The sequence below is a fragment of the Campylobacter sp. RM16192 genome, from assembly GCF_004803855.2.
Lineage (GTDB): Bacteria > Campylobacterota > Campylobacteria > Campylobacterales > Campylobacteraceae > Campylobacter_A.
This window is the reverse complement of sequence record NZ_CP012552.1, coordinates 1,488,879-1,506,679: the sequence shown is the minus strand read 5'-3', so window position 1 is coordinate 1,506,679 and position 17,801 is coordinate 1,488,879. Positions and strand designations below refer to the sequence as shown.

Below are 17,801 nucleotides of genomic sequence, written 5' to 3'. Positions count from 1 at the left end.
TTTTATCCTTAAAAATAACTGCTAGATTCTAACTAAAATTTGATAAAAACTTGCTAAATACTAATACTTTGCATCGGCTAATACTAGTGCGAATAGTACTTGAACTCCAGCTTTTTCAAGTGTGTTTTTGGCTTCTAAAATTGTTGTGCCTGTGGTTATTATGTCATCTACTAGGATAACTGGAAATTCGGGCTTTTTGTTGATTTTTAAATTTCTTGGATTTTTTAGGCGATAGGCTAAATCTTTTCCTGCATAAGTTATATTTGAGGTTGCATGTAGGCTGGCATAAAGTGGCTTTATCTCATTATTTTTAAGAGCTTTTGCTAAAATTGCCGTGTGAGAATAGTCAGATTTAACTCTATCATCTATTGCAACTGCATTTATAAAAGAGCCAAATTTAAACTCTTTAGCAAACTGTTTAAAGCTTAAATTTGCTAAAAATTTATAGATGAAATTTCCGTGAAATTTATGTTTTGAAGAGAGCAAATTTTTAATTTCAGAATAATCAAAAAAACTGTAAATTTTAAACCCGTCTTCTAAAATTCTAGTTCTTAAAGATGAGTTTTTAAGATGATTAGCACAAGTTTTGCAGACTATTTTTAGGCTAAAATTTCCACAATTAACGCAACGCATCTAGCTTTTTAGAATTTGAATAGCAGCTCTTTTTACAATATCGTTTAAAAGCTCATTTAAAAATTTATCAAAAGCTCCGCTTGTATGAATAGGTGCGAATTTTGTCTGGCTTTGAGCTACGTTTTTTGTAATGGTAGTCTCTCCTTTTTTTATTGTAAGAGTGAGTTTGGCGGTACCTTTTAGATTATCACTGCTATATCCGCTTAAATTGGCCTTGAGTTCAACTATTTCTATATCTACTATTAAATCGTTTGAAAAATTACTCACATTTCCGCCAAGCCTTACTAGCTCGTTTGTGATGCCGTCTTGTAGCCAAGCTTTAATATCGTTTTGAAGTGTGATATACTCGCTGACGCTTCCCTTTGAATCGGTAATTGTAGCTATTACGCTTTTGTTTTGGCGCATATCTGTTACGCTATTTATATGGATCTGTCTATTGAGTCTTAGGTTGTTTGAATTTGATTGATATGGGCTTAAATTTAGTACATCACTTCTTTGAGAACAGCCTAAAAAAGCAAAGGCGATCAAGATGGATAGGATATATTTTTTCATAAATTTACCTTACAGTTTTGAAATTTCTTCCGCGACCTTGTTGGCTGCTTGTTTTACCAGCAAGGATACGTAGATGTCAAACTGTCCTGTCCTGCTTACTGCAAGCTTTCTTACGTCTTGGTTTGTTGATATATTTTTGATTCTATTATAGTTGATATTTTTTATTTTTAGCACGCCAAATAGTTGTGATTTTAGTTGTTCGTTATTTCTGCTATACACACCTTTTAGTTCATTAAAAGAAAAATCGAGTCTATATGTATATGGCGAAGTTTGATCGTCAGTTACAACAATTCCTCTTGATAGAAGCTCTTGCTTTAAAAACATATAAAAAAGCACTTCCAATCTAGGGTTTGAATTAAAAAATACTATGCTACCATCTCTTCTTATGTATTTTATGGCTTCTGGACCATTTCTTTCATCGGTAATTCTGTGTATATATACTTTTTTAAGTCCTACTTTAGTGTCTATCATATTTTTTTTCAAACAGCAGTTTATTGCTACATCACTTTTATATCTTGTGCCATTTATCGCAATTTCTTTGCCTGATCCACTGCAAGAACTGCAATCCGCTGGTATCTTCATAACCTCTTCGAAGTGAAATTTAGCATCGCTTGAAGATGAGCTAGAGATGTTACTGGTTAAAACAGGTCCGTCGCTTGTCTTGGAAGAGCAACCTAAAAATAAAAAAGCCGCCGCTATCATCAAAAAAATCGTCTTAAATTTCATCCTATATCCTTAAAATTTTATATTAATCAAAGCAAATTTTATTCCGCCTGCGAAATTTTGCCCGAATTTAAGCCTTAATCTATCTTAAGCACGCTTAAAAACGCCTCTTGCGGTAAATTTACCTTGCCTATAGCCTTCATCCTCTTTTTACCCTCTTTTTGCTTTTCAAGCAACTTTCTTTTACGCGTTATATCGCCGCCGTAGCACTTGGCTGTGACGTTTTTGCCCATTGATTTAACCGTCTCGCGCGCTATGATTTTATTTCCGATACTTGCTTGGATAGCCACTTCAAAGAGCTGCATTGGCACTATCTCCTTCATCGCTTTTACGAAGTCGCGACCCTTGCTTTGCGCCTTGCTTTCAGGCACGATGATAGAGAGCGCATCAACCGTTTCGCCGGCAACCTTGATATCAAGCTTTACCAGATCTCCTTCGCGGTACTCGCTAGGCTCATAATCAAAGCTCGCGTAGCCTTTTGTGCTTGATTTTAGCTTATCGTAAAAGTCCATCACGATCTCATTCATCGGTATGTCGTATTCAAGCAGCACGCGCTCTGGAGTGATGTAGTCCATCTTGGTCTGGATCGCTCTGCGGTTATTTAGAAGCGTGATAATGTTGCCTAAAAATTCAGTCGGTGTGATGATAGTTGAGCGCACATATGGCTCTTTTATCACTTCGATTTTATTTACAGGCGGAAGCTGACTTGGGTTTTGGATAGCTAAAATTTGCCCGTCCGTTTGGATGACTTCGTATGTCACGGTTGGCGCGGTTGCGATTAAGTCAAGATCAAATTCACGCTCTAAGCGCTCTTTGATAACTTCCATGTGAAGCAGTCCCAAAAATCCAACGCGAAAGCCAAATCCAAGAGCGACTGAAGTCTCAGGCTCATAGCTTATCGAGCTATCGTTTAGCTTGAGTTTATCAAGCGCATCGCGCAGATCTTCAAATTTGTCCGTTTCTATCGGATAAAGCCCCGCAAATACAAATGGCTTTGCCCTTTCAAAGCCACCAACCGGCTCTTTGAGCGGATTTTTAGCAAGCGTTATCGTGTCGCCAACTTGCACGTCGCTTACGTTTTTAAGTCCAAGAACTACGATACCTACTTCGCCAGCACTTAGCTTGCTTGTCTTAATCGGTGCTATCGGGTTTGGATACATGAGATCAAGCACGATATGCTTCTTGCCTGTGCCCATAACCAAAATTTCGTCGTTTTTCGCTAACTCGCCGTCATACACGCGCACAAGAGCCAGCGCACCAAGGTAGTTGTCAAACCAGCTATCATAAATCAGCGTCTTAAGCGGACTTTTTAGCTCTCCGTGAGGTGGTGGAACACGCGTGATGATCGCTTCAACAAGCTCTTTTATACCTATGCCGCTCTTTGCGCTTACTTCGATAGCATTTGAGCAGTCAAGCCCGATAACGTGCTCTATCTCGTTTTTTACACGCTCTGGATCGGCTGCGGGAAGGTCGATTTTATTTATCACGGGGATGATTTCAAGGTTGTTTTCAAGTGCGATGTAGACGTTTGCTATCGTTTGAGCCTCGACTCCTTGGCTTGCATCAACCACAAGCAGCGCTCCTTCGCAACTTGCAAGGCTTCTGCTTACTTCGTAGCTAAAGTCGACGTGGCCCGGAGTGTCGATTAGGTTTAGGATAAATTTTTCGCCGTTTAAGCTATACTCAAGCCTTACGCTTTGAGCTTTTATCGTGATACCACGCTCTTTTTCGATATCCATCGTGTCCATTATCTGGCTGCTCATCTCGCGGTCGCTTACTGCTCCGCACTCTTGGATCAAGCGGTCTGCAAGGGTGCTTTTGCCGTGGTCGATGTGGGCGATGATGCTAAAATTTCTGATATTTTTCATAAAATTCCTAACTAAAATTTAGCCGATTATATAAAAATTTTCGTTAAATTATTGTAAAAAGCTACCGATACTCTTTTGATGGCTATGTAAGAATTAGAATTTAACATTTAGTTTTTATAAGATATAATTTCCTGCGATAAAGTTTTTTAGGCTTTGTTAGATTAATATTTTAAAGGATATAAAATGGCAGTAATATTGCAGGTAGATTTTCCGCAGTTAAATGGACCTTTTGGAGATCAGATGTCTGAACAGTTTAAAGGATTGGCTGAGAGTATAGCCAAAGAACCTGGTATGATTTGGAAAATTTGGACCGAAAATGAAGAGACAAAAGAGGCTGGCGGAGTTTATTGTTTTGATAACGCTACAAATGCACAAAAATATCTAAAGATGCATACAGAGCGTTTAGAGAAATTTGGATTTACTAATATTAGAGGTAAAATTTTTAACATCAATTTACCTCTTTCGCTAATTGACAAAGCTGATTTTTTAAAGTAACTAGCTTTTGCATAGTCTTATTTAAGGCTATGCTTTCTTCTTTATAAAAATAGTATTTACAAGCAAATTTAATATATCTATTTCTTATTTATGTCGTAATAATCTTTATTTTACCGTCTAATTTAAATATTTTAAATAATAAATTCGCTAGAATTGCCAAAAATTTAAAGGAACAATATGATATTTGTAGATGCATGTTTTAAGAAGCCGACCCCTTACACTCCTGTTTGGATGATGCGTCAAGCAGGGCGCTATCTGCCTGAATACATGGCTGTTCGCAAGTCGGCCGGGGATTTTTTGTCGCTTTGTAAAGACTATAAAAAAGCAAGCGAAGTTACGATTCAGCCTGTTGAAATTTTAGGCGTGGATGCAGCTATACTATTTAGCGACATCTTGGTTGTGCCGCTTGAAATGGGCATGGATCTTAAATTTGTGCAAGGCGAGGGGCCTGTGTTTAGCGATCCGATCAAGATAAAAGAGGATTTAGACAGGCTTGATATCCAAAAATCTATCAAAAATTTAGACTATGTATATGATACGATCAAGCTAACGCGCGAAAATTTAGCGCAGGATAAAGCGTTAATCGGCTTTTGCGGTGCTCCTTGGACGATAGCTACCTATATGATAGAAGGTGGCGGGACTAAAACTTATGCGGTTAGTAAGAAACTACTTTATTCAAATCCAGAATTTATGCATCAAATTTTAGCCAAGGTTACGGCCGCTCTCATAGGATATATTAAAGAGCAGATCAAAGCCGGCGTAAATGCGGTGCAAATTTTTGATAGCTGGGCTGCTGCGCTTGAGATGAGTGCGTATTTTGAGTTTGGCTGGAAGTATATCATGGATATAGTAGATGCACTTAAGGCTGAATTTCCGCAAATTCCAGTGATCGTATTTCCAAAAGGTATAAGCGGATATCTTGATAAGATAGATGGAAATTTTGAGGTTTTTGGCGTGGATTGGAGCACTCCAATCGAGCTTGCTAAGGCAAAACTAAGCCCGAAATTTGTACTTCAAGGAAATATGGAGCCAACTAGACTTTACTCAAAATCAGCAATTGATGAGGGTCTAGACAAAATTTTAAGCGTTATGAAAGGCGCGCCTCATATATTTAATTTGGGGCATGGAATTCTGCCTGATATTCCTGTTGAAAATGCAAAATATTTCATAAAGCAGGTGCAACAAAAGAGTTCAAAATAAAATTAATAATGAAAGGAGAATTTTTATAGATGAAAAAGGTCGCTAATAAGATAGCTTTTATAATTTTTATACTACTTACATTTTCGTTTGTAGTGTTTGCGATGATAAATTACAACAAAACAAAAGATACGGTTATAAATATATCAAAGAGTTCTAAAGAGGCTTCTACGCGCTCTATATCGCTTTTTGTGCAGGAATTTTTTAAAGCGCGTACTAAAGAAGTTGAAAATTTTGTAAATTATATAGAGAAAAACCCACATCTTTTACAAGATAAAAATACTTTAAAACATGTTATGCTTGATAAAAGCAGTGTAGTGGATCTTAGTGAATTTTATGTAGGATTTGAAGATAGTGGAGAGCTATATGATTTGATTTTTGCAAAAGATGGCAAAGTAGCCGAATTTTTAAATTTGACAAAAGAAAAGGATAGCTATGACGTAAGGACAAGGTCTTGGTATAAAAATGCCATAGCCATAAAAAATATTTATTTCTCCGATCCATATATTATTCAATCAAATGGTAAATATGCCATAACTGTTGCTAAGCCTATTATAGTAAATGGTAAAGTCGCAGGAGCTGTAGGAACAGACGTATTGCTAGACAACCTTGAGAGTTTTATTTCTCAGATGAAAGAGAGCAAGACAAGCAGTGTGGCAATCATAAATTTAGAGTCTAGATTATTGATGTATCATATGAATAAAGATTTTATAATGTCAAAAGAGCCTGGCTTAAAAACTGCTATAAATTTAGCTGTAGATAATTATTTTGAAAATAAGGGTCAAGCTTATACGCATGTACTTGGAGGCGATAATAGACTATTTGCTTGCCAAATCTATGATACTGCCAATTGGCTAATTTGCTCCGATAATTCACTAAGCGATTATGATCACATATTAAATGATATTTTAAAAGATCAATCTATTATTTCTTTAATTTTTATTGCAATAATAATTGCAATGCTTATAGTTGTTACAGGGCGTTTTTTAAGGCCTTTAAATTTCATTTCAACAGGACTTGTTTCATTTTTTAAATTTTTAAATCATGAGATAAAAGAGCCTGCTAAATTAGATGTAAGAACCAAAGATGAGTTTGGGGTAATGGCGTCTTTAATAAATGAAAATATTAGCAAAATACAATCAGCCAAGATATCTGAAGATGAGTTTATAAGAAAGGCAAATATCTTTGTCGATAATATAGAATCAGGTAAATTTACGGCTACTCTTGATGCAGATGTGCAAAATCCTGCTCTAATGAATCTCAAAGAAGCCTTTGTAAAGTTGTCTTTAAGTCTTCAAACGGGAGTAGCTACAAATAGCAATATAATATTTGATACATTAAATAGATTTAAATCTCAAGATTTTAGCGCAAGAACTAATGATAATGGTTCAATAGCTTCAGGAATTGATCTTCTTGGGCAGGAGGTTTCAGGAATGCTAAGACAAAGCCTAGAGCAAGCTAAAATTCTAGAAGAAAAGGCTGAAGCGCTCAAGGGATTAATGAAACAACTCACCAACGGAACCAACATCCAAGCAAATTCTCTTCAAGAAAGTGCTGCGGCAGTAGAACAGATGTCAAGCTCAATGGATGCTATAAGTCAAAAAGCAGAAGATGTAACAAGACAATCAGAAGAGATAAAAAACATAATAGTAATAATAAGAGATATAGCAGATCAAACAAATTTACTAGCACTTAACGCAGCAATAGAAGCAGCCAGAGCTGGAGAACACGGAAGAGGCTTTGCAGTAGTTGCCGATGAAGTTAGAAAACTAGCAGAAAGAACTCAAAAATCATTAAGTGAAATAGAAGCTAATGCAAATGTCCTAGCTCAAAGTATAAATGAGATGAGTGAGAGTATTAGAGAAGAGAGTGAGGCTGTGCATATGATAAATCAAGCCGTAAATCAGATAGATGATCTCACCAGACAAAATGTTCAAGTAGCTAATAGCACAAACGAAGTTACGGCTGAAGTTGACAATATGGCTAAAGTTATAGCAGAGGATGTAAGAAAGAAGAAGTTTTAATGTCCATTGTTTTTGGACCGGTTAGCTCCAGGCGGTTTGGTATATCGCTTGGAATTGACCTGTCTCCTGACAAAAAATCTTGCAATTTTGATTGTGTCTATTGCGAATTAACCGCTTCAAAAACTGTTGATAAAATTTCAAATCCTATTAGTGTAGATGAAATTCTTAAAGAAGTTTCAGCTGTGCTAAAAATACATAAAGATATCGATGTGATCACGCTTACTGCAAACGGCGAGCCAACTTTGTATCCAAATTTAAAAGAGCTTATTTATAGATTAAATTTAATAAAAGATAGTACAAAGTTATTGATTTTGTCAAATGGAACGGGCGTGCTAAATTCTAAAATTTATGATGCGATTTTGGCGCTTGATATAGTTAAATTTAGCCTTGATAGCGCTATTCAAAAGACATTTCGTAAAATAGATCGCGGAGATAAAAACTTTATAGTATCTGATCTAATAGAAAAGATGTCTGAATTTAGAAAGGAATTTAGAGGCGAGCTTGTGCTTGAAATTCTTGTTGTAAAAGGGCTTAATGACACTAAAGATGAATTTGAAGCTCTAAATTTCGCTATAAATAAAATTTCACCATCAAGAGTAGATATAAGCACTATTGACCGCCCTCCAGCCTATCCTGTAAAAGGTGTTAGTAGGGATACCCTAGAAGAGCTGGCTAACTGTATTATAAATACACCTTGTGTCATAGCTAGTGCCAAATACGGGGGCACAATGCTTGATTTTACTAAAGAAGAATTACTAGAACTCTCTTGTCGTCGTCCTCAAAGTGAGATAGATGTAAAAAATAGCTTTTCTGAAAGCTCAAAGCGCAATTTAAATGAGCTTATAAAAGAAGGCAAGATATATGAAGCAAATGTAGGTGGAGTTAAATTTTATAAAATATCTCGATTTGAATAGCGTAATTTTTTATTATTTGCTCTAAATATAAGCTATTTTTCTGAATATTTAATATAATTTTTAAAATTTATATATTTTAAGCTAAATTTTATTGACAAAAGGCATATTTTTTTCTATAATACGGCTTCTTTTATCAATGTTCCGGATTAGCTCAGCGGTAGAGTAGTCGGCTGTTAACCGATTGGTCGCTGGTTCGAATCCAGCATCCGGAGCCATTTCCTTTCAGTTCCATTTTTTTTATTTTTCCAATTTATTCTTTTTTTCCAAAAAGTTATTAAAAAGCCTTGAGTACGAGCTTATAATCAACTATTTTTCTTTGATTTTTGATCTGTTTTAGCTTAAATTTTTCTTATCTTTTCCTTAAAATTCTTATCAATTCTATTCTGAAAAAAAGTGAGACAAAAGTGAGACAGTAAGTATAAAATTTTTTACTGTCTCACTTTTTAATAAAGTACTATTTTAAAAGCTCATATGATTATACGCTATTATAAAAATAACAGTTTACTTTTTAGTTGTTGGTTCGAATACTATAGTAAGGATTTTTTATATTAGTATTTTTATTGTTTGATAATTCAGTATATAGTGTATTCTTTTATAAAGCCTTTATTTTATAATATGAGCTTTATATCCTTACAACATAATTATAATACAACAAAAGCTTTTTAAAGCAACTCATCATCCATAGGCTCTCTCGCATTTATAGAGCCTAGCTTACTTGAAGCTTTATACTCTTTATAGTTTTGTCTAGCCTCATTTAAAGATACTATATTTGGCTCTATTATTTTACTCGGGTTATTTATAGCTTCTGTATTATATTGCCAAAAACAAACAGGACAAACATCTTGTATTAAATTCTTATCCTCTTTATCTACTATGGTTAGATATCCGCAGCAAGGACATTTTATCCGTTTATCCGCAAATTCCTCTTTAGTAGGAGGACGGACATATTGCAAGAGTCTTTCTTCTTTCGCTCCTATCTTTTTATAATTTTCTTTGGCTTGATTTAAGGATACTGAATTTGGACCTACTGATATATTAGGACGAGAATTTGAAATATTATCAAATTGCCAATGACAAACAGGACATATATCAACACAAAAGCCGTCATTTGCATTTATATATTTCATAGTTAAGTATCCGCAGCAAGGACATCTAATCATATTTAAGCTCCTCTTTTATTATGGTACATATTTTTTTACTTGATCTAGTCAATAATTTATTCTTTGATCAAGCTTTTATTGTTAATGAATTTGCTCATGTTTTTGAAGTTCGTTTAATAAAAGTATTGTTCTTACAATATTTATAAAAAATAATATAGACACTCTTGACACCATTTGCCTTATTTATATTTAAATAATGAAATTATATATTAATATCAAGAATAGTCAATACTACTAAATAAAATAATATAACACATTTTTATTCATTTTTATCGTTATTATGTAGCAAATGCACAAAACAGCATCAAACGCTATAATTCTTTAAATTTAAGATATTTTATTTATAAAAACTTCCACTTTAGTTTTTAATGTAGTTTATCTGTCTTTTGAATAATTAAATTTTGATAGGAGTGATTTAAATTTGAAGATATCATAGCTTAAACTTTCTAATTAGCTTAAAAAGATTTAAGCAAAGAATATTCCTTTGGAGTAGGTGTTTATATTTCATAAAGGAATAATTCTTGCTTGTTCTTTTGCAGTAATTTTATAAAAGAGGTAAGCAATGAATAACATCTCTAATCAATATAGTGCAGGACATCAATACGAATCTGTTACCAATACGGCAAAAGAGCTGAAAGCTAAAAAATAAGCCGGAGGAACAGCTTTTGGAGCTCAGGTTTTGGCACAAAGCCTAAACTTAGAAATGGTTCAGCAGGCTACTCAAATTTTACAAGTAAGTACACAAAACTTTTCTGGTGCTACACCCTTAAATTCAAATTTGCAAACAAATATAAATCAAGTTAAATTTACACCAAATACTTATGGGTATAGCATAGATAGCGAAAGTTTTATGGGAAGCGACTTCAATAAGGCTGCCGGGCTTCCTGAAAACTTTAAAATTCATAAATCAACTCTTGATGAAATTTATGACTACAATGAAAGAAGTTATATACATAAACCTACATACAATACTAAAACCTTTGAAAATATAGATATGGCAGATACCGTAAAACAAAATACTATAAGCTTTTTCAAAACGTAGTAGGTTCAGACGATAAACAAATTTATACAAGAGATGATCTAAGCAAACTACCTAAAGGATTTAGCTTTAATAGCACAAAACTAACGGATAACGGCAACTATCTTCCTGATGTAGATAGTTATAAAGTTACTAATATCTATAGGAATTCGCAGCAGATTGAAAATGCAAAAGATTTAGCTAAAGAGCTTAGTTCTTTACAGGTTAATTTTAATGCTTATCAACTGGATTTCAGCATGAGAGGTCTAGCTAAGGATAACGGCGGAGGACTTAAATTTAATCCTAATATGTCTATGTATAAAACCCAAGACGGCTATACAAATGCAGGGGTTTTTTATCGGATTTTTAAAGAGCTTTGCTCCAAAGGCTAGCGATAGCGGCGAAACAAAACTTACAGATCAAGTAGCAACATACTCCATATGGAACATGGAGCAAGGACGAAAAGACATAGAATTTATAAAAAGAAACAAAGGTGGTGCAAGTGATATTCATCTGGAGAGAATGATGCAAGAAGAGATAACTATAGCAGAACTTTTAAGAAACCCTTCGGATGATTCTTCAAAAAGCATAGATATGAAAACTATTAAAGAAAGAGTAAAAGCTCTTTTAGCACAAACTGCAGTTTAAAGTTATTCTAGCCTAAATAAGGCTAGAATAAACAAAAGAGTGATGTAAAATTTAGGAGATCCAATAAAGCCTATATCCTTTTATACACTAACGTTAATTTTATTAAAGCTGCTAAAAAGCTCCAATATTTCTCTTCCTAATATATCAACTCCAAGCTCTTTTTGAGCTTTTACGAAATTAGTAAAAAACTCTTTGCTGATTTCATCTTTGTATGTTTGGCTTTTTCTTACTACCTTTTCAGGGGTATATTTTTTTATTTTACTTTCATCCGGGTTGTTTGTTTGTTCTGCTTGATTATATCCGAGAGATTTTTCGGTATCCTCTTTAAATTTTAGCCATTTTGTTTTAAATTCCTCTATACTTAGATCCGATCTGTCAAGAAGCTCGCTATCAAACATTGGAAGTCCTGCGATTTCAGTATCTTGTAGAAACTGCATTAGCTTTTTAGACTCTGCTTGCGATATGCTTTTGTCATATCCTAATGCTTTACCCCAAATAGTTACTTTACCCTCTTTATCCCAACCGCTCATATGCCAACCCCATAGCTTAACTTCTATTTTTCCTTCGGGTGTAATATTTGCTAAGTCTATAAAGGATTCTTTCATACTGTTTTTAATTTTTTTCACAGCTTTATCAGCATCGCTATCGGTTTCATAAATTTCTATAGGACTAGTGGATTTTATAAAATCCACTAAATCCTTTTGCGAGACATTGCCATTGTTTTTCTTAAGTTTCATCTTTTCAACAACATTCTGCGTATGTTCTTTGTTTAAATTTGTTACTTCTGCAATGCCTGCTGCTTTGTCATCTTGTATCTGCGTTTCTTCTTTGTGAGCTTTTTTATCAGACATTACTATAATGTTGTTGCTATCGGTATGATTTATAAAACTATTAACATTGATAAAATCCATTTTACCTATCATTTGAGTTCCTTTGAAATTTATAAAACACTCTGTATTCATATCGGCTAATGTTAAATTTTCTTAAGTCTTTTAAGCTGTAATAACCGGTAGTATTGATTTAAAATATCTATTAAATATGAAATCATCATAAACAAATCTTAAATTTTGTCGATATATCCTGAATGTCTTTTAAAAGGATTTAAATGGATATTCTACTAAAAAACAGCTATGACATTAATGTTATGTTTTTGAAACACAAACAAGAACAAATTTCAACCTCTAAACTTACCAATAATGAGCTTATAAAAGTAGGTAACGAAACACTAAGCAAAGATGAATATATAGCCAGACAAAACGATCTTTTAAAATCTGCTACCGATATACTAATGCAAAACTCTCAAGCCTATTTATATAAAGGTGGCTTGGATATGGTAGGCGATATGGGCGTAGGATATGGCGGTCAAAGTAGTTATTATAACAATATGCCTGCATGGGCGAAAGTTTTAAATTCAAATAGAATCACTAGAGAAGAATATAATAAGCTCGGTATGAGCCATGAGAGTTACGGATACGGCTTTTCTATCGGTTTATCAGAGTCATCAACTCGTTTAGAGCAATTTACCGATAGTGGATATTTTAAAGGAAACAAATCAGATAATATCTTAGAATACAAGCAAAATTTAAATCGATACGCAAAAGAAAAAACTATAAAAACCCAATACGGTGACGTAGAGGTATTTTTAGACTTATATGGAGATAATGATAAACTAGGTATAGGTAATTTTAGCTCAAATGCTTTACTTTTTAACTTTGATAGTAACGCAGACGGAATATTAAATTCAAGCGATAAGCTGTTTAGTAAGCTTAAGGTAAGAGGATACGATAAAGATGGAAATGAAAAGATAGCGAATTTAAGCGATGTTACTAAAGGTATAGATTTAGCTCAGTTTATTAAAAAAGAGATAAATGCCGACATAACAAGATCATGGGTAGATGATATAAATGCTTCTTTAAGAAAATTAGGCAGAAACGAAGTTGATACTTCAAAAATAGATAATCGTATGTTTTATTATCAAGATAACCCCTACACAACCTTTTCAGCCGAATCCAGATACCAAAAAATAGATAGATCTGATACTAAAAAGTTCTTTGATACTTATGTAAATAAAGACGGATGGGTAGATCTAAGAAACAATAACATATTTAACAAAGATAGCGGATTTAATAACTTCGCTTATGAAAAGGTTGGATTTGACGGAAAGCTAAAGCTGAGCGAGTTTAATCCTATATTAGAATCAGACACTCCTAAAGATAAAAACTTCTCATATACAGGATATCAAAGAAGTAGCTTTATGAAGTTTTATAACGATTACAATAAAGAGCTTGACGCTCACACTAAAGATATAGAGTGGCTAAGTAAGAATTTAAAAGATTACGATGTAGAAAACGCAGATGAGTATATATCTAAGCTAAAAGATAGTAAGTCATCTTATATGCTTGCTATGGAAAATGAGTTTAAAAAAGCTACGGGATTAGAATTTAGCTTATCAAATTTAGAGAAAGTAAAAAGAGCCTTTGAATCAGATAGTAATAAAGCTGCACTATCATTAAACGATAGCGATAGTGTAATAGCTATGAGAATGAATAGTAACGGAACTATAACTTTAAAATTTGATAGCGGTAGAGAGATAGACGTAAGAGATCTATATACCGATACGGGCAGATTAAATACTTCAGGAGATAAAAGAGCAAGCATAAACCTTGAAGCTAAGAATATGAGTAAAGAAGAACTAAACAGCCTTGACTTTGAAACCATAGCTATTAAACAAGATGATAAATTTGTAAGTCTAAAAGAGCTTGGAGCGACAGCGATAAGTAAGATAATGAAAAACAATGAATTAAGGTTTTTAATACATCTAGCTAATAACAATATAATAAGCTCAAATGAGCTATACAATATCTCATATCTTAACCATACTCTAAATAGTAACGATAAACAGATACAAGATAAGGATAGGTTTTATAAGAGAGTGGATGTGAGGGTGTGAATTAGTGACATCAAAGAAAAATGAAAGAGTGAATTTAAGGCTTATGGTTATTAAGCAATATAATTAATCTATACTTCATATCTTAACACATCGACTTTAATTGCTTTATAAAATATGCTATAATACTTGTAATGCAAATAATACAAAGGACTAAATATGCAAATTTCAGTTAGACTAGATAAAGATATAGGAACTAAGCTTGAGAGATTAGCAAAAGATACCAAACGAACAAAAAGCTTTTACGTTCAAGAAGCTATAAAAAGATTCTTAGAAGATATGAATGATTATATAGATGCCATGGAAGAGTTAAAAAAGATAGAGAGTGATCCTAATCCTCAGTTTTATACTCTTGATGAAGTAGCTAAAGAGCTTGGCGTAAAAATATGAAAGTAAATTTCAGTAAAAATGCGTTAAAAGAGCTTAAGAAGTTAGATAATAGTGTTGGCATTAAAATACTTAAAAAACTAAAAGAGATAGAAGGCTTAGATAATCCTCGTGATGAAGGTAAACCACTTATAGGAAATCTATCCGGTCTTTGGAGATATAGAGTCGGAGGATACAGAATAATATGCAAGATAAAAGATTATAAGCTTATAGTACTTGTACTTGGTGTTAGAAATAGAAGCGATGCTTATGATGGTGAGTTTGATAGTTGTTGATTTTATTGAGACAGTTTCTTGGGTTTGCATTAATGAATTTATTGAAAAAAGAAATAAGTTTTCATTTTTGTCGGCAGAGGAAATTATCAACAACATTATTCATTGTTACGATAAAATGAAAGTAGAATTAAAAAACAACAATCGCAGAACTAGTATCTTGCTAGACTAATAAAAATAAAATAGTAATATCAAAAAAATACATATGAAAAATTTTTAAGCATTATAATTAAATCTAAAAACATATAGCCAACTAATCTAAGATATTAAAAGATATTTTAGTTAAATTTTTAAAATACAAAAGTGCCTAAAATACGGCATTTTATAAAACATAAAAAACTTATTATTTTTTTAATATCATTTAAAACCCTAAACTTAGGGATTTAACCTATTTTTGTAATTTTACTTTTTGAAAACCGATTGAAAAATTTGTGAATTTTAACAAAAACTTTTCCTATTTTTTCCATTTTATTTCTAAAGATTTCAAATTTTATGTCATTTTATTCCGAAAAAAAGTGAGTCAAAAGTGAGTCACTAGCATTTTTTTAGTAAGCTTAAAGTGGCTAAAATACAGTGTTTAATGCAAGCCGGTTCTGATTCAGCATCCGGAGCCATTTCGATATTTATTAAGCTTTAAGATTTCTTGGTTTTTCAAATTTGTTCCCTATTTGTTCCCGAAAATTTTTAAGATTCTAAATTGCCTTAATTTATTCCTATGCGTTTTAGCATCCTTTAATGTTTTTAAAAATCTACTTTATTGCAAAAATAAGTTTAAAAATTTTTCTTCATATCACTATAAATTACCCTAAACTGTTGCAAAGTATTAAAAATTTTTTAAAAAACAGTACTTTTTAAAAATAAACTAGCATGATCACTATAATTACTTATTGATATATCAAAAAATGAGGTGTTGTATGTTAAATAGTTTTTATGAAAATCAAGATTATAAACAGCTTCTTGAGTGTATAAAGTCCCAATTTGCTGGTAGGGTGATGCTAAATAGAGAGCAGACTGTAAAGCTACTTGGTATTGGGGTTTCAACGCTTGATCTACGTATTGCAGAAGGTAGGGATATACCACGCTATATCAAGATAGGCGATGCAAAAAATTCTCGTATAGCTTTTTCGATAACAGATATAGCTGCTTATATATTTCAAAAAAGAATTAAGATCAGCGGACAGTAGCTCTAGATGAGTCCTATAAAAATTAATGGATACGAGATAGTGGTATCTGCCCTCTCAGAGAATTTAACTCCGGATAAAGCTATAGATAGGCTAGCTCATAATCTACGAGAGCTAGAACAGACTAAACGTATTAAATATTTGCGCAGAAAGTCAGGGTCTAATAAATATTTTATTCAAAATCCATATGGCTCTTTGTTTGATGCTTCCAGTCATAGTTTTCAAAGTAGCGAGATAAGGGATATGATCAATAAAAAGATGAATTCCTTTAAAAAAGATTATGAGATCCAAACAACAACAGACAAGAATGGTAAAGTTAAGAAAAAGTCATGGCAGAAAAAAATGACTCCTTTTACTGAAATTTTAATCACTTTCGGAACAACTAGGCCAAAGAATTCCAAGGAAGGATTAAACGATCAAGAGGTTAATTTGATAAATAGTCTTGATCTAAGAAGTCAAGCTCAAAGATTTGTTAATGCGTACTGTCTAAAATATGGAGTTGAGTGTATTTCTATAGCCGAACATAATGATGAGAAAGTCAAGCATTATCAAATCTTATTCGAAAATTACGATTATTCAAGACATGCTTGCATAAGACGCAGCAGAAGAGAGATACAACAGTTTGGCTCATCGCTTCAAGACATGGCTGCTGATGCTTTTAGTCAGATAGCAGTCAGGGGTGTTAAGGGCAGCAAGGGTGTTCATAAAAACCTTAAGCAGATGCATCAGGTTGAATTCGAGTTCAAAAGCGAACAAGAATTGAACAAAAAAATATCAAATTTAATTAATCAAACTATCTCTAAATTTGTTACAAAGAGCAAGCATATCTTTGTGGATGAGTATTACGAACTAGATCCGAGCGAATATGGCAAGTTAATCGGCTCTTTAAGAAAACAAGTATTACAAATTTTTCAAGACAGAATCTATATTGTTTCAGAAGTCGAGTTAAAAGAGCAGATAAATGAATTAACTACCCAACTTTTAAAAAATAGTGAAATACTTCAAGAAAATAAAGATTTGTTAGAAATTAATGACAAGCTAAAAGCTACAAACGAAAAACTTACTCAAGAAAATGCAAATTTACTTAATCAAGATAACTTAATTAATGAGCAAAAGCAAAAAATAGAAAATTTAGAGAGCATAATAAAAACAAATGAGGAGGAATTTGGTAGTGCAGATGAGATTAGGGAAAAATTCAAACAAATAGACGTTTTAACAAAAGAAAATAAGGAAATTAAAGGCGAAACTGCAATGGCTAGAGCAGAAGCAATGTGTTTCAAGCAAGAATCAGAGCAAAATGAACAAGAAATAAAAAACTTTCAAGAACAAATAAAGCCACTAGAGGAAAAGCAATACAAGCAGATAGTTTAGAGTGTGAGCTTGTAGTCTACAAGGATAGGAATTTAGAACTTTCTCAACAAAAAAAGAAATTAGAAGATGAGAAAAAAGATTTGAATCAAATTATTATCTCTCAAAGCAAAGAATTAAGCACTTTAAGGTATTTTAAAGCCAAGGTAATAAATTTCTTTTCAAGCATCATAAAAAAGATACCTGTTATAAAAGACTTTTTACAGAATGAATTGCCTGAAGTTGCTAGTGAAGTACAGACAAAGATTACAAATAGGCAATATGAAATGAGTTTATAAGATTCAATAACAAAAAATATATAGGAATATTTATGAATAGATATATAAATTAAGTAAATCTCAAGAAGGCATGATTAATGTTTTTTATATTCAAATATGATAAATAGTTTTTAGATGAAAAATATAGAGTTTCAAA

The 17,801-nt window shown here is 32.8% G+C and carries 18 protein-coding genes, 1 tRNA gene and 2 pseudogenes; 15 read left to right on the top strand and 6 right to left on the bottom strand.

Features of this window, described 5'->3' with window-relative positions; translation table 11 throughout:
• Nucleotides 1–60 precede the first annotated feature (60 nt).
• The 4 genes from CDOMC_RS07980 to lepA all read right to left on the bottom strand — a co-directional run bounded on the left by CDOMC_RS07980 (nt 61) and on the right by lepA (nt 3,776).
• Entirely contained in the window at nt 61–633 is a 573-nt protein-coding gene (locus tag CDOMC_RS07980) for a ComF family protein (RefSeq protein ID WP_172129183.1), read from the bottom strand.
• Nucleotides 634–1,185 (bottom strand): YajG family lipoprotein, encoded by a 552-nt coding sequence (locus CDOMC_RS07975; protein ID WP_172129182.1) that lies wholly within the window; start codon nt 1,183–1,185, stop codon nt 634–636.
• 9 nt (nt 1,186–1,194) lie between these two features.
• On the bottom strand, nt 1,195–1,911 hold the full coding sequence (locus tag CDOMC_RS07970) for a hypothetical protein (protein WP_172129181.1): 717 nt from the start codon (nt 1,909–1,911) through the stop codon (nt 1,195–1,197).
• Between the two features lie 74 nt (nt 1,912–1,985).
• Entirely contained in the window at nt 1,986–3,776 is a 1,791-nt protein-coding gene (gene lepA, locus CDOMC_RS07965; RefSeq protein ID WP_172129180.1) for a translation elongation factor 4, read from the bottom strand.
• A gap of 183 nt (nt 3,777–3,959) precedes the next feature.
• On the opposite strand from lepA, the gene CDOMC_RS07960 reads away from it, so the two are divergent.
• From CDOMC_RS07960 to CDOMC_RS07940, 6 genes and pseudogenes are all read left to right on the top strand, one after another.
• Complete coding sequence (locus CDOMC_RS07960) at nt 3,960–4,271, top strand: monooxygenase (RefSeq protein WP_172129179.1); 312 nt, start codon at nt 3,960–3,962, stop codon at nt 4,269–4,271.
• 177 nt (nt 4,272–4,448) lie between these two features.
• Nucleotides 4,449–5,471 (top strand): uroporphyrinogen decarboxylase, encoded by a 1,023-nt coding sequence (gene hemE, locus CDOMC_RS07955; protein WP_172129178.1) that lies wholly within the window; start codon nt 4,449–4,451, stop codon nt 5,469–5,471.
• 29 nt (nt 5,472–5,500) lie between these two features.
• Nucleotides 5,501–6,271, top strand: a pseudogene (locus CDOMC_RS10360) (cache domain-containing protein); the annotation flags it as partial.
• Between the two features lie 819 nt (nt 6,272–7,090).
• A pseudogene (locus CDOMC_RS10355) lies at nt 7,091–7,492 on the top strand (methyl-accepting chemotaxis protein); the annotation flags it as partial.
• Nucleotides 7,492–8,406: a radical SAM protein gene (locus CDOMC_RS07945; RefSeq protein ID WP_172129176.1), complete on the top strand. Its 915-nt coding sequence runs from the start codon at nt 7,492–7,494 to the stop codon at nt 8,404–8,406. The pseudogene CDOMC_RS10355 and the gene CDOMC_RS07945, both read left to right, overlap by 1 nt.
• 140 nt (nt 8,407–8,546) lie before the next feature.
• Nucleotides 8,547–8,621, top strand: a tRNA-Asn gene (locus CDOMC_RS07940).
• Nucleotides 8,622–9,068: 447 nt separating this feature from the next.
• On the opposite strand, the gene CDOMC_RS10095 is transcribed toward CDOMC_RS07940, so the two are convergent.
• Nucleotides 9,069–9,566: a CPCC family cysteine-rich protein gene (locus CDOMC_RS10095; RefSeq protein ID WP_218975672.1), complete on the bottom strand. Its 498-nt coding sequence runs from the start codon at nt 9,564–9,566 to the stop codon at nt 9,069–9,071.
• 679 nt (nt 9,567–10,245) lie between these two features.
• On the opposite strand from CDOMC_RS10095, the gene CDOMC_RS07930 reads away from it, so the two are divergent.
• The 3 genes from CDOMC_RS07930 (at nt 10,246) to CDOMC_RS07925 (ending at nt 11,232) form a co-directional block, all read left to right on the top strand.
• Nucleotides 10,246–10,608 carry a Cj0814 family flagellar-dependent secreted protein gene (locus CDOMC_RS07930; RefSeq protein WP_172129174.1) on the top strand — a complete coding sequence of 121 codons (363 nt, stop codon included), beginning with the start codon at nt 10,246–10,248 and terminating at the stop codon, nt 10,606–10,608.
• A 233-nt stretch (nt 10,609–10,841) separates the two neighbouring features.
• Nucleotides 10,842–10,976 (top strand): hypothetical protein, encoded by a 135-nt coding sequence (locus tag CDOMC_RS10270; protein ID WP_257793001.1) that lies wholly within the window; start codon nt 10,842–10,844, stop codon nt 10,974–10,976.
• Complete coding sequence (locus CDOMC_RS07925) at nt 10,927–11,232, top strand: hypothetical protein (protein ID WP_172129172.1); 306 nt, start codon at nt 10,927–10,929, stop codon at nt 11,230–11,232. The genes CDOMC_RS10270 and CDOMC_RS07925 overlap by 50 nt, the downstream gene beginning before the upstream one ends.
• A gap of 80 nt (nt 11,233–11,312) precedes the next feature.
• On the opposite strand, the gene CDOMC_RS07920 is transcribed toward CDOMC_RS07925, so the two are convergent.
• On the bottom strand, nt 11,313–12,155 hold the full coding sequence (locus CDOMC_RS07920; protein ID WP_172129171.1) for a hypothetical protein: 843 nt from the start codon (nt 12,153–12,155) through the stop codon (nt 11,313–11,315).
• A gap of 182 nt (nt 12,156–12,337) precedes the next feature.
• Between CDOMC_RS07920 and CDOMC_RS07915 the strand changes: the two genes are divergently transcribed.
• From CDOMC_RS07915 to CDOMC_RS07890, 6 genes are all read left to right on the top strand, one after another.
• Complete coding sequence (locus tag CDOMC_RS07915) at nt 12,338–14,182, top strand: response regulator (RefSeq protein ID WP_236861305.1); 1,845 nt, start codon at nt 12,338–12,340, stop codon at nt 14,180–14,182.
• 156 nt (nt 14,183–14,338) lie between these two features.
• Nucleotides 14,339–14,569, top strand: a complete 231-nt coding sequence (gene relB / locus CDOMC_RS07910) for a type II toxin-antitoxin system RelB family antitoxin (protein ID WP_169943208.1) — start codon at nt 14,339–14,341, stop codon at nt 14,567–14,569.
• Nucleotides 14,566–14,841: a type II toxin-antitoxin system RelE family toxin gene (locus CDOMC_RS07905; protein WP_172129169.1), complete on the top strand. Its 276-nt coding sequence runs from the start codon at nt 14,566–14,568 to the stop codon at nt 14,839–14,841. Before relB ends, CDOMC_RS07905 begins: the two co-directional genes overlap by 4 nt.
• Nucleotides 14,842–15,752: 911 nt before the next feature.
• Nucleotides 15,753–16,022 carry a helix-turn-helix transcriptional regulator gene (locus tag CDOMC_RS07900; RefSeq protein WP_172129167.1) on the top strand — a complete coding sequence of 90 codons (270 nt, stop codon included), beginning with the start codon at nt 15,753–15,755 and terminating at the stop codon, nt 16,020–16,022.
• 6 nt (nt 16,023–16,028) lie between these two features.
• Entirely contained in the window at nt 16,029–17,390 is a 1,362-nt protein-coding gene (locus tag CDOMC_RS07895; protein ID WP_172129165.1) for a hypothetical protein, read from the top strand.
• A gap of 80 nt (nt 17,391–17,470) precedes the next feature.
• A complete protein-coding gene (locus CDOMC_RS07890) occupies nt 17,471–17,665 on the top strand; it encodes a hypothetical protein (RefSeq protein ID WP_172129163.1) in 195 nt (64 codons plus the stop codon).
• The last annotated feature ends 136 nt before the right edge of the window (nt 17,666–17,801 follow it).